The sequence below is a fragment of the Paludibacterium purpuratum genome (genome assembly GCF_004363805.1).
Lineage (GTDB): Bacteria > Pseudomonadota > Gammaproteobacteria > Burkholderiales > Chromobacteriaceae > Paludibacterium > Paludibacterium purpuratum.
On record NZ_SNZP01000010.1, the window covers coordinates 95,899 to 111,733 of the forward strand.

Genomic DNA, 15,835 nt, shown 5'->3' on the forward strand with positions numbered 1-15,835 from the left:
TACGCGGCGAGTGCCGCCACCGGCGTAAAAAGAACCGACGGCCTCGTCGGTTTTTTTACGTCGGTGCAGCGCGATCTGTCTTATTTTGTTCCCACTTGAGTCCGCTCGCGTAGACCGCGCTAGCCAATTCACCCGCCGTCCGTTAAAAATATTAAACAATATAACAATATTTTAATCGGCGAGGCTCGCCGGCGAATGGAGACACATCATGCGTGAACAGCTAGATTATCCGGCGTCTTACTACGCCGCATCCGCCAATGTCGCACCGCTGCGCCCGGCGTTGGCGGGGACAGAGCAATGCGATGTCTGCATCGTCGGCGCGGGCTATACCGGTTTGTCGGCTGCCATCGCACTGGCGGAAGCCGGCTTCAAGGTGATCGTGCTGGAAGCCGCACGAGTCGGCTTTGGCGCCTCGGGGCGAAACGGCGGCCAGATCATCAATAGCTATAGCCGCGACCTGGATGTGATCGAGCGCCGCCACGGCCGTGACCAGGCTGCGGCGATGGGGGCGCTTGCCTTCGAAGGGGGGCGGATCATTCGCGAGCGGGTCGCCAAATACGGCATTGCTTGCGACCTGAAGTCCGGTAACTTGTTTGCCGCATTGACAGCGAAACAACTCGACGAGCTGGCGGAGAAGAAGGCGCTATGGGAGCGCTATGGACATACCGGTTTGCGCCTGATCGGTACCGCGGAACTGCCGAGCTATATCGGCAGCAAGCGCTATGTCGGCGCGTTGTTGGACGAGTGGGGCGGCCATATCCACCCGCTGAATTTGACGTTGGGCGAGGCCGCCGCATTCGAATCGCTGGGCGGCCAAATTTTCGAGCAATCCGCTGTGACGCGCATCGATCCGGGCACGCCGGCAGCGGTGCACACGGCAAAGGGACTGGTGCGCGCCGAGTTCGTCATCGTGGCGGGCAACGCCTACCTCGGCGACCTGGTGCCGGCGCTGGCGGAAAAAAGTTTGCCGTGCGGCACGCAGATCATCGCCACCGAACCGTTGACCGAAACGGCGGCGGCCGAGCTGTTGCCGCAGGATCATTGCGTCGAGGATTGCAACTACATGCTGGACTACTACCGCTTGAGCGCCGACCGGCGTTTGCTGTATGGCGGCGGCACGGTATACGGCGCTCGCGACAGCGCCGCCATCGAGGCGCAGATTCGCGCCAATTTGAAAAAGACCTTCCCGCAATTGGCCGATGTGCGCGTCGATTACGCCTGGACCGGCAATTTCCTGTTGACGCTGTCGCGCCTGCCGCAGGCCGGCCGCATTGGGTCGAACATCTATTATTCGCAAGGCTGCAGCGGTCACGGTGTCACGTACAGCCATCTGGCGGGGGTGATGCTGGCCGAGGCGATTCGCGGGCAAGGTCAGCGTTTCGACGTGTTCGCCGGCCTGCCGCATTACGCCTTTCCGGGCGGACGCCTACTGCGCGTACCGATGCTGACGCTGGGGGCGTGGTACTACGGGCTGAGGGATCGGCTGGGGGTGTGAAAACGGGGAAGTGGCGCATTGCCTTCGGCGAATGCGACCTACCGAGAATGGGGTAGGGCGCGTTCGCGAAGCAACGCGCCAACCCGTCCCTTTCCTCAAGCGGCCATGAAGCGCGCGACCGGCGTGCCGCTCCAGTCGACGCTATCGAGCAGGTTCTTGACGATCAACCCCAGCTCGGTGTCGCCCTCGATGATCAGCTTGCGGTTGAAAAACAGCGTGTCCGGGTCTTCCTCGCGCAGCATCATGCGTGCGAAATCGGCTGCGTTGGCGGTAAAGCGCAAGTCGGGTTCGTCGGTCGAACGATCGACCTGGAAGCCTTGGCCAACGGCGCTAAAGCGCAGACTGATGCCGGCATCCTGTACGCGTACCTCGAAGCGGCGGCCATCGAGCAGGCTCATATCGGCCGGTAGGATGCCTCGTTTGACGAGTTGATTCAGGCCCGCTGCCAACACAAAGGCCGGCGGGGTGGCCGGCAGGTGGGTCAGCAGTTTGCTTAAGGAACTTGGCAGGGTGAAATCAGGAACGCGCATGGCGGACTCCTTCTTGTAAATCGATGCCGGCCACGCCGCGCCAGTAGCCGTCGACACGCGGACCACCGGCCAAGTGCGCGGCCTGATCAAGTTGCGTCGGATCGCATGCCTCTCCGCCCAGGATCTTGGCGGCATGGCGGATCAGCTCGGCGCAGCCCTCGGCTTGCGGGCTGATGCGCACGGCATCGACCCCGATGGCGGTCATGTCGGCCACGTGCGGCAAGAGCGAATGGCAACCGGCGGACATGGTCTGGATGCCGTTGATGGTTAGAAAGTCCTGAGCTTCGCGCGTCGCCAGCGTCTGGCCGTTCGGGTGCTCCATGCAGCGGAACTCGCAGCTGTCCTTCTTCAGGTTGTAGTGCCGGGCGGTGAAACAGCGTGACGAGAAGGCCAACGGCAGCTTGCCCCAGGCGAATACCTCGGTTTCCACTTCGACGTTCTGTGCCAGGATGGCGGCCAGCGTATCGCGGGCCATCTCCACCGACGGAATCCAGCGGTAGGCGCCAAGGCGCTGGTATAGGGCCAGGGTTTCGCTGTTGTAGATGTTCATATGCGGGCCGGCCACGAAGGGCAGCCGTGCGGTGTGCGCCAGGCGCGCCGCGCCCATGTCGTTGGCCTCGATCGCCAGATCGCCTTGATCGACCAGCTTGCGCACGCGTTTCAAATCGGACTCGCTCTCGATCAGCGCTTGGCACGACAACACGACACGCTTGCCGGCAGTACGTAGATCCTGTGCCAGGCCGATCCAGTCGGCGCTGCGCAATTGCTGGCGTCGGCCGCAGACGACTTCGCCCAGGTAAATGGTGTCGACCGGCCAATCGGATGCTTCGGCATAAAATGCCATCACTGTGTCGCGCGGCCAGAAAAATAAAATGGGGCCGAGTGTCAGTTCCAGTTGTTTGTTCATAGGATTGTCGTTCTCATTTCCATGGGCGGCTGTAGGCGCCCAGGGTTTGCTGGTGCCCTTCGGACACCTTGCCCAACGCCTGCTGCCAGTTGCTCTTCACGCTGAAGCGTTGGCTATCGCGCGCGGCGTCCAATGCCTCGCGCAATGCGCGCGTCACTTGGGCGACGTAGGCCGGACTGCGCTGACGGCCCTCGACCTTGATGGCCGCCACGCCGATTTCGATCAGTTCGGGCAGCATCGGCAGCACGTTCAGGCTGGTCGGCTCCTCCAGCGCGTAGTAGGTTTCGCCGCCGACGGCGAAACGGCCCTTGCACAGCGTCGGGTAACCGGCCGGATCGTCCTTGCCGTACTGATCGATCAGGATGTCGTTGAGACGTGCGTTCAAATGCTGCTCGCCATGCTCCCAGCGCACAAAGCGTGCCGGCGAGCAGACGCCATGGGTATTGGGCGATTCGCCGGTGGCATAGGAGGACAGCAGGCAGCGTCCTTCGACCATGACGCATAGGCTGCCGAAACCGAAGACCTCGATTTCGACGTCGGTGTTGTCGATCACTTGGCGCACCTGATCGAGCGTCAACACGCGCGGCAGAACCGCGCGACGGATGCCGAACAGGTCGCGTGCCAGATGGATGGCTTCGCAATTGGTGGCCGAGCCTTGCACCGATAGGTGCAGACGCAGCTCGGGATGGGTGCGCACGGCGTAGTCCATCAGGCCGAGGTCGGCCAGGATCACCGCGTCCACGCCCAAACTGGCGGCCTCGTCGACAGCGCGTTTCCACGGGGCGATATCGGCGCCCTGGGCGTAGGTGTTAATGGCCATCAGCACTTTACGGCCGCGATCGTGCGCGTAGCGGATGCCTTCGCGGGCCGTCTTGTCGTCGAAATTCAGGCCGGCGAAGTTGCGTGCGTTGGTGCCGTTCTTCAGGCCGAAATACACCGTGTCGGCACCATGGTCGACGGCGGCTTTCAGCGCCGGCAGGCTGCCGGCCGGACATACCAGTTCCGGCAGGGGGCGAGAGCTCGTCATGACATTGCAATAGGTTTTGTGGGAAACCGCCCAAGCCTAGCAGAGGGGGCGCATAGGCGACTTGTTTTGTATCAAGACTCCGGACGCCGAGCGCCGGGCGGCCGTGCCCGATGCTAAACTGATGCGAACGATATCGATAAGTCCTCATCCGCATGCTGCATCTCTATCAATCGAACCGCTTGGAGCACTTGGGCGCGTTGTTTACCGGCATGGTACGCGCCGTGCCGCTGTCCGACCCGTTCCTCCCCGAAGTGGTGATGGTGCAAAGCCGCGGCATGGGGCGCTGGCTGACCTTGGCGAGCGCGCGCGCCAGCGGTATCGCCGCCAATTTGCAGTTTGTTCTGCCCGCAGGCTATGCCTGGCGGTTGATGCGCCAAGTGCTGCCCGACCTGCCGGAGCAATCGGCGTTTGCACCCGAAGTGCTTACCTGGCGTCTGATGCAATTGCTGCCTCAGCTTGACGACGAGGTGTTCGCGCCGGTGCGCCATTATCTGCAAGGCGGCGAGCGCGCGGTGTTCGAGCTGGCCGGTTGTGTGTCCGACATCTTCGACCAGTACCTGGTGTTCCGTCCCGATTGGATTCGCGCTTGGGAGCGCGGCGAGTTGCAGGGGCTGGGGCCGGACGAAGCTTGGCAGGCGGCGCTGTGGCGCCGGTTGGCCGATAGTGTGCCGGGCATGCACCGGGTTCGCATGAACGATGCCTTCCTGGCTGCGCTCTCGTCCGACATGCTGCCCGAGCGCATCACGCTGTTCGGTATCGCAAGCCTAGCGCCGATGTATTTGGCGCTGGTGCGGCGGCTGGCCGAACTGACCGACGTTTGTCTGTTTCTGCTCAATCCCTGCGAAGAGTACTGGGGCAATATCGTCGATGCCCGCGGCCAGTTGCGACTGACCGGCATGGGGTTGGACGTGGCGCCGGATCACCCGCTGCTGGCTTCGCTCGGCAAACAGGGGCGCGACTTTTTCGATTTGGTGTCGGAGAACCTGCACGAATCGCAAGCGGCGTTTGCGCGGCCCGAAGGCGACACGTTGTTGGCCCGGCTGCAGCGCGACATGCTGACGCTGCAGCCGCCGCAAAAGCGGCGCTCGGCGCATGACACTTCGGTGGAAATCCATGCCGCGCACGGTGCGATGCGCGAATTGGAGGTGTTGAAGGATCGGCTGCTGGCGCACTTCGCCGCCGATCCGACGCTGACGCCGGCCGACGTGGCCGTGCTGACGCCGGACATCAATCAGTATGCGCCCTACATCGATGCGGTCTTTGGCCCGCGGCCGGACGCACCGGGTATCCCCTACAGCATCGCCGACCGCCGCATCGAACGCGATGTGCCGCTGTTGTCGGTGTTGGCCGCGGTACTGGAATTGCTCGATGGACGCTTCCCCGCCGATCGCGTGCTGGCGCTGCTCGACTGCGCGGCGGTGCTGCGCCGTTTTGGTCTACAGGCCGCCGACGTGCCGTTGATACAGTCTTGGGTCGAGCAGGCCGCGATCCGCTGGGGGCGGGATGCCGCCCATAAGGGCGCGCTCGGTTTGCCGGCCGATCCGCTGTTTACTTGGCGCTGGGGACTGGATCGACTGCTGTTGGGCGCGGCGTTGCCGCCGGGCCTGGCCGGCGATGGTAGCCCCATGTGGCAGGCATTGTTGCCCTTGCCGCTGGCCACCGGCGGGGACAGCGAGGTGCTGGCGCGCTTCGCCGCGCTGTACCGGATATTGGACGACTGGTCGCGGCAGTGCGCCGAGCCGGCCTGCGCCGCCGATTGGCGGACGCGTCTGCAAGCGCTGGCCGAAGCATTGTTGGCCGTCGACGAGGATGAGGAAGAGGCGCTGGATATTTGGCGCGAGGCGCTTGCGGCGCTGACGCAGGAGACGCAGTCGGCCGAGTTCGACCAGCCGTTTACCCTGCCGGTGCTGCGCGACTGGTTGACGCGCCGGCTCGGTCAGACGACCTCGGGCGGTTTTCTGACCGGCGGCGTGACGTTCTGCGCCATGGTGCCGATGCGTTCGATCCCGTTCCGCTTGCTGTGCCTGGTTGGGATGAACGACGGCGCTTACCCGCGCGACGAGCGGCCGGTGAGTTTCGATTTGATTGCCCAGCACCCGCGCCGCGGCGACCGTTCGCGCCGCTTCGACGACCGTTATCTGTTCCTGGAGGCCATCCTGTCGGCGCGCGAGACCTTATACCTGTCCTATATCGGCCTGTCGGCGCGCAGTAACGAGCCGCTGCCCCCGTCCGCCCTGGTGTCCGAACTGCTCGATACCCTGGCGGCCATGGGCGCCGATCCGGACGAATTGTGCGTGATCCATCCGCTGCAAGCGTTCTCGCCGGCTTGCTACGACGGCCAGGATGCAAGGTTGGCCAGTTTCGAACCCGGTTTCGCCCATGCGCTGGCCGCGCCGCCGGCCCGTCCGCGGCCGTTCGCCGCCGCGCTTGTCGGCGAGGCGCCGACGGTGGTGGAGGCCGCGCAGTGGCGCTGGTTCTGGCGCATGCCCTGCCGCGCCTGGCTGTCGGAGCGTCTGGGCATCCGCGTGGCCGCGGCCGCCGAGGCCATGCCGGTGCGCGAGCCGTTCGACCTGGCGCGCGACGCGAGTCTTGCCGTGATGGAACGCGTCGTGTCCGCCAGCCTGACTCGAAAGCCGTTGCAGGTGGTCGGCGATGTGGCGCACGGCAGCGGCTGGCTGCCGCCGGGTGCGTTGGGCGAGGCGTTGCTGTCGCGCCAGATCGGGCAGGGGCGGCGCTTTGCCGCCGGGTTACCGCCGGCGCTGGCCGAAACGCCGTTGCCGCCGGCTACGCTGCATTTGTCCATCGATGGCTTGTCGATCGTGGGGACCCTGGCCGATCTGCGGCCGCAGGGGCGTTTGCTGATGACCGCTCGGCCGGTCTTCGCCACCGAGTTGATCGATTTCTGGCTCGGGCACCTGTTGTTGTGTGCGGCGCAACCACCGGGAGTGGCGCCGATTTCCATGTTGTGCGCCTTCGACGGCACACGCGTACTGGGCCCGGTCGACGATGCGATCGAGCGCTTGCGTCCGTGGTTGGCGTTCTGGCGCCAGGGCCAGAGCCTGCCGCTGCCGTTCTTCGCGCGCACAAGCCTGGCCTATGCGCGCCATCTACAGGACAAGCCGGATGACCGCGCCGGCGCCATGGGCCGGGCGCTGGCCGAATGGGCGCCCGCTTTCGAAGACAAGTTCGCCCAGCAAGACGACCCGGCCGTGGCGCTGGCGTTCCGGCATCTCGATCCACTGGCGGATCCGCTATTCGGACAGCTGGCCGAGGTGTTGCTGTTGCCGATGCTGGCGGCGCTGGCCGCGGGGGAGGCGACGGCATGAACCCGCTCAATGCACTCGATTGCCCGCTGGGCGGTGTCAATCTGATCGAGGCGTCTGCCGGCACCGGCAAGACCTGGACGATCGCGGCGCTCTACACTCGCCTGCTGTTGGAAGCGGATGCCGACGGGCAGGTGCCGGCCATCGACCAGCTGCTGGTGGTGACGTATACCAAGGCGGCTACCGCCGAACTACGCGGCCGCTTGCGCGACCGCTTGCGTGCGTTGGTCGCTGTACTGGAGGGGAGCGCGAGCGACGATCCGTTCCTCTTGGCCATGGCCGAGCGCCACCCCCCCGGCGCGGCGCGCATCTTGGCCTTGTCGCGGTTGAATGCGGCCATCGTCGGTTTCGATACCGCGGCGATCTATACCATCCACGGTTTTTGCCAGCGCGCGCTATCCGATGCCGCTTTCGCCTCTGGCCAGAGTTTTCACGCCGAACTGATCCAGGATGATAGTCAGCGCTTGCTCGATGCCGTGGACGACTATTGGCGTCGCCATGTGCTGAGCGATGCGCTATTGGCCGGCTTGCTGGCCGAATCGGGCGAGACGCCGGAACGTTGGCTGGCCGATATTCGACCCTATCTGGCCAAGCCGTATCTGGCGGTGGATCGACCGCCGGGCGCCGGTCTGGCCGCGGCGCGAAGGGCGCTGGACATCTGCTGGCAGTCGTTGCGCGACGGTCGCGACGATTGTCAGGCGGCATTTGAGTTGCTGCAGCGGGCCGAAGGACTGAACGCGCGGAGTTTCGGCGTCGAAACACGCACCTTGCTTGCTCAGACGGTGATGCGCCTACTGGCGGTCGAGGGAGCGGCGCCGGCATTGAGCGGCAGCGAGCGCAAGTTGCTCGATAAATTGACGCCCGCCGTACTCGCGCGCGCCGCCAACAAGGGCTTCACCCCGCCGTCCCACCCGGCTTTCGCGCGCATCGGCGACTGGCTGGCGGCCTGGGATGCCTACCAGCAGGCCGCGGTGTTGGAAATCACCCGGCTCAAGCTGGATCTGATCGACTGGCTGGGCGACGAACTGGCGCGTCGGCGCCAGGCCGAGCGCACGCGCAGTTTCGACGATCTGCTGACCGATTTGTACGACGCCTTGCGCGACCCCGTGCGCGGCCCGGTGCTGGCCGCGCAGTTGGCCGGCAGCTTCCATGCGGCGTTGATCGACGAGTTTCAGGACACCGACCCGGTGCAGTACCACATTTTCCGCAATAGCTTCATCGAACGCGGCCGGCCGGTGTTCCTGGTCGGCGATCCGAAGCAAGCGATCTATAGCTTCCGCGGCGCCGATGTTTTCGCTTATCTCGAGGCGCGCGCCGATACCTTGCCGCAAAACCGCTACACGCTGGACGTCAACCGCCGCTCGCAGTCTGCGCTGGTCGATGCGGTGAATGCGCTGTTTGCCCGCCCCAAGCCGTTCGTTCTGCCCGAGATCGGCTATCAGCCGGTGGCCGCCGCCGGTCCTGCCACAAGGCTGGTGGTCGAGGACGATCGCGCGCCCTGCAATTGGCAGTGGCTGGACTTCGGCGACAGCGCCAAAGGCGCCAGCAAGCGTTTGGCCGCCGAACAGTCGGCGCAAAACGCGGCGGCCGAGATCGCTCGCCTGCTGGCCTTATCGGCCGAGGGCCGGGCGTCGTTGTGCTCGGAGCGCGGACAGCGGCCGCTCGGCGGCGGCGATTGCGCGGTGTTGGTCAGCACGCATCGGCAGGGCGAAATCATGCGCGCCGCGTTGGCGGCGCTGAATATCCCCAGCGTGGCGCTGACGCAGGAGAGCGTGTTTGCCAGCCGTGAGGCGCGCGAGCTGCTGATTTTGCTGTCGGCTTGGGCGCATCCGGGGGACGAGACGCGTCTGCGCCATGCCCTGGCGACCGAATTGTATGGTTTCGCCGCGGACGAAATCGCTGCCTGCCTGCAGGATGAGACCGCCTGGGAGGCGCAGTTGGCGTGGCATGCCGAAGACCATCAGCGCTGGCGGCAACAGGGCATGATGGCGGCCTGGCGACATTTCCTGGCACGTCGCACGGTGGCCGAACGCCTGTTGCCGCTGCCCGACGGTGAACGTCGGCTGACCAATCTGTCGCACTTGGCGGAGCTCCTGCAAAACGCTAGCGAAGAGCAGCAAGGTATGTTGCCGTTGCTCGACTGGTTCGAGTTGCAAGTTAACGGCGAACAGGGCGGCGAAGCCGCACTATTGCGGCTGGAGAGCGATGCTTCCTTGGTGAAGATCGCCACGGTGCACAGTGCCAAGGGGCTGCAATACCCGGTGGTGTTTTGCCCTTTCCTGTGGGATGGCGCACTCGAACGTCGCGATATGCCGTTTTGGCGTAGCCACGGCGCGACCGGCAGCCGGCTGACGCCCGAGGTGCTGCTCGACGATGCCACGCGCGAGGCGGCGCGCAACGAACTGTTGGCGGAAAAACTGCGCTTGGCCTACGTGGCGTTGACGCGCGCCGAGCACCGGCAATACATCGCCTGGGGCTGGGTGCAGCAGATGGAGACCGCCGCGCTGGCCTGGCTGTTGCACGCCCCGCCCGAAACACCGCTGGCGCAACTGACCGCGCTGGATGGCGCGACGGTACGGTCGCAATTGCAGGACTGGATCCGGCGCCAGGGGCCGACGGTGGCCTGGCAGGAGGCCGAGTGGGCGCCGGCACTGACGCGCACGGCACAAGGCGCCGCCGGGGTGTACGCCCCGGCGCGCATCGCGCGGCCGATTTACACGCCCTGGCGCGTTGCCAGTTTCAGCGGGCTGGTGCACCACAGCGGCACACCGGAGCGAGAGCGGCCGGATCATGATCGTGGCGGTTTAACCCTGCCCGAAACCGACGATGCCACTGTGCCGTTCCCGCGAGGCGCGCGCGCCGGCACGTGCTTGCACGCCATCCTGGAACAGGTCGATTTTGCCGCGCCGAGCCTGGAGACCGTGCGTGAAATCGTCGCCTTGCATGGCTTTGCGCCATCGCATGCCGAGGCGGCCTATGCGCTGGTGTGCCGCACGCTGGCGGCGCCGTTGGACGATGGTGTGTCGTTGGCATTGGCCGAGCCGGCGCGTCGACTGATCGAGTTGGAGTTCACCTTGCCGGTCGAGCACTTGCGTCTGGATGCGCTGCGCTCCGTGTTGCGCGATGCTCGCCATGGTTTGCATCCGTTGTTGAGCGCGGCGGCGGCCGGGTTGGATTTTTCGGCGGTGCGCGGTTTTCTCAAGGGCTTCATCGATCTGGTGTGCGAAATCGATGGCCGTTTCTATCTGGTCGACTACAAATCCAACGACCTCGGTGCCGAGCCCGCCGACTACGACGACGAGCGACTGGCACAATCGGTTGCCCGCGAGCATTATTACCTGCAGTACTTGTTTTATTGCGTTGCCATAAGAAGATATTTGCACAGCCGTGGCGTCGACTTTACGGCGCGCTTTGCCGGCGTGCGCTATCTCTATATGAGGGGAGTCGATGCGGCTGGGCACGGCGTGTGGCGCGATATGCCGTCCTCGACGCTGCTCGATGCGCTCGACGCCCTATTTGCCGCCTGAGAGCCAATCCGTGGGGGAAACGCGATGTTTGAGTCAGCCGAAATCGAACACCGTGTCGACAAAGAGACCTTTCGCCAGCAGGAACCGCTGCTGCGCAAGGCACTGCTCGACGCGCAGTACGACCTGAAGGAGAAGCCGGATTTCCCGGTGTTGATTTTGATTCATGGTTTCGACGGCGCGGGCCGCGGCGACACCATGAATCTGATCAACGAGTGGATGGACCCGCGGCTGATCCGCACGGTGGCCTTTGCCGCCCCCAACGACGAGGCCCTGGCACGGCCGTGGATGTGGCGCTACTGGCGCGAGCTGCCCGGCAAGGGGCGGCTGGGTATATTCTTCGGCTCCTACTATTCCGATGCACTGTTCGATCGGGTGAAGGGCCATTCCGACTGGGATGCCTTCGATCTGCAGGTCCAGCAGATTCAGCAATTCGAGCATATGCTGGCGCAAGATGGCGCGCTGGTGATCAAGTTCTGGTTCCACTTGTCGCGCGAAAAGCAGAAAAAGCGCTTGAAGACGCTGGAGAAAGATCCGGCCACGCGCTGGCGCGTCACCAAGACCGACTGGGAACACTACGAACAGTACGATCAGATCCGCAAATACGCGGAGCACATGATCCGCCTGACCAATACCGCCGATGCGCCGTGGATTATCGTCGACGGCGAGGATGCCAACTATCGCAGCCTGACGGTCGGCAACACCATTATCAATATGCTCGGGGCGCGTTTGGCCGAGGAGGCCGCGCGCGACAAGCGCAAGCCGAACGCCCCGCCGCTATTGGCGCCGATCGACGACAAGCTGATCCTGGATGCGCTGACGCTCGATCAGCCGACCTCGCGCGAACAGTATCGCGCGCAGATCGACAAGCTGCAGGGCCGGCTCTACCACCTGACCCGCCATCCGCGTTTTGCCGAGCATGCGCTGGTGCTGGCTTTCGAGGGCAACGACGCCGCCGGTAAAGGCGGTGCCATCCGCCGTATCACGCAGGCGCTGGACGCGCGTACCTATCATGTGGTGCCGATCGCCGCCCCCACCGAGGAAGAGCGGGCGCAGCCCTGGCTGTGGCGTTTTTGGCGCTATATGCCGGCCAAAGGGCGTACCACGGTGTTCGATCGTACTTGGTACGGCCGCGTATTGGTCGAGCGGGTGGAAGGATTCGCCAGCGAGGCCGATTGGATGCGCGCCTATTTCGAGATCAACGATTTCGAGCACCAATTGAGCGAGAACGGCATTATCGTGATCAAGTTCTGGCTGGCCATCAGCAAGGACGAACAGTACAGCCGCTTCAAAGCGCGCGAGGAAACCGGCTTCAAGCGTTTCAAGATCACCGACGAGGATTGGCGCAATCGCGACAAGTGGGACGATTACCGGCTGGCGGTCAGCGACATGGTCGATCGCACCAGTACCACTCGCATTCCCTGGGTGCTGGTCGAGGCCAACAACAAGTACTACGCAAGGCTGAAGATTCTGCAGACGATCTGCGAGACGCTGGAAGCGCGACTGCACACCGCAAAAGGGGAAAGCGCATTACCGTAGGCGGAATGGTGCAATGCCGAAGGCGTTGCCCCTACGATTATCCGTAGGGCGCAACGCCTTCGGCAATCCGCCGTCAAGCGGCCTGCTTGGCCAAGGTTTCGGCTTTGGCCGCGCCGCGCAGACGGTAGCTCAGCCACATTAGGCCAATCCACACCGGCATGGCATAGACCGAGATCGCGTCTTCCCCCGAGAACAGCAGGATCAGCAAGATCGTGGCCATGAACGCCAGGCAGAGCCAGTTTGCCAGCGGGAACCAAAACGACGGGAAGACCAAGGTCTGGCCGGCCTTGGCCCGACGGAACTTCATATGGGTGAGGCTGATCATCGCCCAGTTGATCACCAGCGTCGCCACGACCAGCGACATCAGAATACCCAGTGCCTTACCCGGCAGTACGTAGTTGAGGATCACGCAAGCGAAGGTGGCGAGCGCGGAGAACAGCGTGGCCTTGACCGGTACGCCGCGGCGGTCGGTCTGCTTGAAGGCGCGCGGGGCATTGCCCTGTTCGGCCAGCCCGAACAGCATGCGACTGGTGGCATAGACACAGCTGTTGTAAACCGACAGCGCCGCGGTCAGCACCACGAAATTCAGCACTTGCGCAGTCGCGTTGGCGCCGATTTGCTGGAAGATCATGACGAATGGGCTGCCACCGGCCGCGACCTTGTTCCACGGGTACAGCGACAAGAGTACGGTCAGCGAACCGATATAGAACACCAGGATACGCACGATGACCTGGTTGACCGCCTTAGGGATCGCCTTCTGCGGATTGGCCGCCTCGGCCGCGGTCATGCCGATCAGTTCCAGGCCGCCGAAGGAGAACATGATGCCGGCCAGTACCATGAACAGGCCGCCGAACCCGTGCGGGAAGAAGCCGCCGTCGTTCCACAGATTGTGGACGGTGGCTTGCGGGCCGCCGTGGCCGCTGGCCAACAGCCAGGCGCCGAACACGATCATCGCCAGGACGGCGACGACTTTAATGAGCGCGAACCAGAATTCGGTCTCGCCATAGGATTTTACGCTGGCCAGATTGATGCCGTTGATGGCCACGAAACAGGCGAGCGCGGTGGCCCAAGTCGGCACCTGCGGCCACCAGTACTGCACATAGGCACCGACGGCGGTCAGTTCGGCCATGCTGACCAGAATGTAGAGCAGCCAGTAGGACCAACCGGATAGGAAGCCGGCAAAGCCGCCCCAGTAGCGGTACGCGAAATGGCTGAACGAACCGGCGACCGGTTCCTCGGCAATCATTTCGCCCAATTGGCGCATGATCAGGAAGGCGATGAAACCGGCGATGGCGTAGCCGAGGATCATCGACGGGCCGGCGGCCTTGAGCACGCTGGCCGAACCTAGGAATAGGCCGGTACCCACGGCGCCGCCGAGGGCAATCAACTGGATATGACGATTTTTGAGCTCACGTTTGAGCTCGCCGCCATGCGAATTGTCACTCATGACTTGGGACTCCTTGTCGGAATATTTTTCAGACTTTTCATCCTCATCAGATCATCAGATGGCTGGCGCCGTCAATCGGATGGATACAATATATGTTCCACAAAAATGCGGCTGGCATCGGTTTGCTTGAATAAATGTTACATTTCTTGGCATTCGAAGCTAAAAATTGCCGAATTGTGATCAGCAAACCGCAAAGTCGCCACGTGCGGCGATCGCAGGCAAGCAGCCTTGCTTCACAGGGAGAATGGTGCGACAGTCTGCCAGCCAAATTCGATGCGAACCACGATGGATAGCCCGCTTTACGCCGCCCTGTGCGACTTGTTCCGCCGTCTCGACCCGCAATGGGACGATGACTGCGCCCAATGGCTGTTGGCTTTGATCCAGGCCAATCAGCAGGGGCATGTCTGCTTGCCGGTGCCGCAGCCGGAGGCCCGGCAGCGGTTGAGCGCCAGTGTGCTGGTGGCCGCGCCCGGTAGCTACGCGCCGTTGGTGCTCGATCCCGCCGCGGGCTTGTATTTCGCCCATCACTGGTTCGACGAGGTTCGCCTGGCCGAAGCGCTACGTCGCAAAGCCGGCCGTCTCGACTCGGTGGATCCGGTTCTGGCGGCCGACTGGCTCGAGCGACTATTTCCGCCGACGGACACCGGGCTCGACCGACAGAAATTGGCGGCGGCCCTGGCGTTGCGCCAGCGCTTATTGGTTATTTCCGGTGGGCCGGGTACCGGCAAAACCACGACCGTCATCCGGCTGTTGGCGCTGTTGGCGGCCTTGGCCGAGCGGCCGCTGGTGATGGCGTTGGCGGCGCCGACCGGCAAAGCGGCGGCGCGGTTGTCGGATTCGATCCGTGCCGCCGTCGACCGCTTGCCGGTCGACGCCGCGCTCAAGCACCGCCTGCCGGATGGCGCGCAGACCCTGCACCGTCTGCTGGGCCTGCGGCCCGGCACCGACCGGGCGCGTTACCACGCCGGGCGAACGCTGCCGCTGGATGTCCTGGTGGTGGATGAAGCGTCGATGATCGACCTCGACCTGATGGCCCGTACCTTCGACGCCTTGCCGCCGCATGCGCGAGTGATTCTGCTGGGGGATCGCGACCAATTGGCGTCGGTGGAGGCGGGCGCGGTATTGGGCGAGCTGTGCCAGGAGATCGGTTACCGGCGCGAGACACTGGCGTGGCTCTCGCAACTGGGTCTCGACGTCGGCACGTTGCCGCCCGCAGTCGATGAGGCTGCGCCTTTGACCGACAGCGTCGTGCTGCTGACGCGCAGTCACCGCTTCGCACCCGATAGCGGTATCGGGCGCTTCAGCCGTTGCATCAACGACAATCGGCCCGACGAGGCGCTGGCGCTGTTGGGCGAGGCCGAGCGCTCGGATCTGGGGTGGCGGGCAGAACTGGATGCCGAGGCGTTGGCCACTCGTCGCAGGCCTTATTGGCAAGCGGTGCAGTCAGGTGCGTCGCTCGACCAAGTCTGGCAGGCTTTTGTTGCGTTTATGCCACTGGCCGCCGAGCGCCGGCAGGTGGAGGCCATCAACCGGCTGTTCGAACAGCAGCTGGAGGCCGACGGCCTCAAGCCCGCCGGGCAGGTTTGGTATCCAGGGCGGCCGGTGATGATCAGCAGTAACGATTACGGGGTCGCGCTGTTTAACGGCGATATCGGTTTCACGATCATGCGGCCGGAGGGGCTGCGTGTCGCTTTCCCCGCCGCGGATGGCGGCTGGCGCGAGCTGGCGCCGGCGCGTTTGCCGGAACACGACACGGTCTATGCCATGACCGTACACAAAAGTCAGGGCTCGGAGTTCGACGAGGTTTGGCTGGTGTTGCCCGACAACGGCGCCAATTTACCGGATCGCGCCCTGGTTTATACCGCCGTGACGCGTGCTCGCCAGACCTTTCAGTTGGTCGGTTCGCGTGATTTATTGCATGCCGCCATTGGCAAGACACTGATTCGTCATTCCGGGTTGGGGCGACGAATGCGATCAACATGGTCAATGCGCGATAAATCATCTTAATATGTTGTGTTTTCTTCCCTGAAACAGCTGGAGCGA

General features: G+C 64.0%; 9 protein-coding genes. 5 read left to right on the top strand and 4 right to left on the bottom strand.

What is annotated here, in order from left to right:
- Positions 1 to 208: 208 nt before the first annotated feature.
- Positions 209 to 1,495 (top strand): NAD(P)/FAD-dependent oxidoreductase, encoded by a 1,287-nt coding sequence (locus tag DFP86_RS13060; RefSeq protein ID WP_133681921.1) that lies wholly within the window; start codon positions 209 to 211, stop codon positions 1,493 to 1,495.
- A gap of 95 nt (positions 1,496 to 1,590) precedes the next feature.
- Here the strand turns inward: DFP86_RS13060 and ubiT are convergent, their stop codons facing one another.
- The 3 genes from ubiT to ubiU are packed head-to-tail and all read right to left on the bottom strand — an operon-like array spanning position 1,591 to position 3,959.
- Positions 1,591 to 2,025, bottom strand: coding sequence for a ubiquinone anaerobic biosynthesis accessory factor UbiT (gene ubiT / locus DFP86_RS13065; protein WP_133681923.1), 435 nt, complete (start codon positions 2,023 to 2,025; stop codon positions 1,591 to 1,593).
- Entirely contained in the window at positions 2,012 to 2,932 is a 921-nt protein-coding gene (locus DFP86_RS13070; protein WP_133681925.1) for a U32 family peptidase, read from the bottom strand. Before DFP86_RS13070 ends, ubiT begins: the two co-directional genes overlap by 14 nt.
- 13 nt (positions 2,933 to 2,945) lie before the next feature.
- Complete coding sequence (gene ubiU / locus DFP86_RS13075) at positions 2,946 to 3,959, bottom strand: ubiquinone anaerobic biosynthesis protein UbiU (protein ID WP_133681927.1); 1,014 nt, start codon at positions 3,957 to 3,959, stop codon at positions 2,946 to 2,948.
- Positions 3,960 to 4,111: 152 nt separating this feature from the next.
- Here ubiU and recC point away from each other — a divergent pair, with 152 nt between their 5' ends.
- The 3 genes from recC to pap are packed head-to-tail and all read left to right on the top strand — an operon-like array spanning position 4,112 to position 12,345.
- Positions 4,112 to 7,285 (top strand): exodeoxyribonuclease V subunit gamma, encoded by a 3,174-nt coding sequence (gene recC, locus DFP86_RS13080; RefSeq protein WP_133681929.1) that lies wholly within the window; start codon positions 4,112 to 4,114, stop codon positions 7,283 to 7,285.
- Positions 7,282 to 10,809 carry an exodeoxyribonuclease V subunit beta gene (recB, locus tag DFP86_RS13085; RefSeq protein WP_133681931.1) on the top strand — a complete coding sequence of 1,176 codons (3,528 nt, stop codon included), beginning with the start codon at positions 7,282 to 7,284 and terminating at the stop codon, positions 10,807 to 10,809. The genes recC and recB overlap by 4 nt, the downstream gene beginning before the upstream one ends.
- Positions 10,810 to 10,833: 24 nt before the next feature.
- A complete protein-coding gene (pap, locus tag DFP86_RS13090) occupies positions 10,834 to 12,345 on the top strand; it encodes a polyphosphate:AMP phosphotransferase (protein ID WP_133681932.1) in 1,512 nt (503 codons plus the stop codon).
- Positions 12,346 to 12,418: 73 nt separating this feature from the next.
- Here pap and DFP86_RS13095 read toward each other — a convergent pair whose 3' ends face one another.
- Positions 12,419 to 13,792, bottom strand: a complete 1,374-nt coding sequence (locus tag DFP86_RS13095) for an amino acid permease (protein ID WP_133681934.1) — start codon at positions 13,790 to 13,792, stop codon at positions 12,419 to 12,421.
- A 285-nt stretch (positions 13,793 to 14,077) separates the two neighbouring features.
- Here DFP86_RS13095 and recD point away from each other — a divergent pair, with 285 nt between their 5' ends.
- Positions 14,078 to 15,799: an exodeoxyribonuclease V subunit alpha gene (recD, locus tag DFP86_RS13100; protein WP_243729392.1), complete on the top strand. Its 1,722-nt coding sequence runs from the start codon at positions 14,078 to 14,080 to the stop codon at positions 15,797 to 15,799.
- Positions 15,800 to 15,835 lie beyond the last annotated feature (36 nt).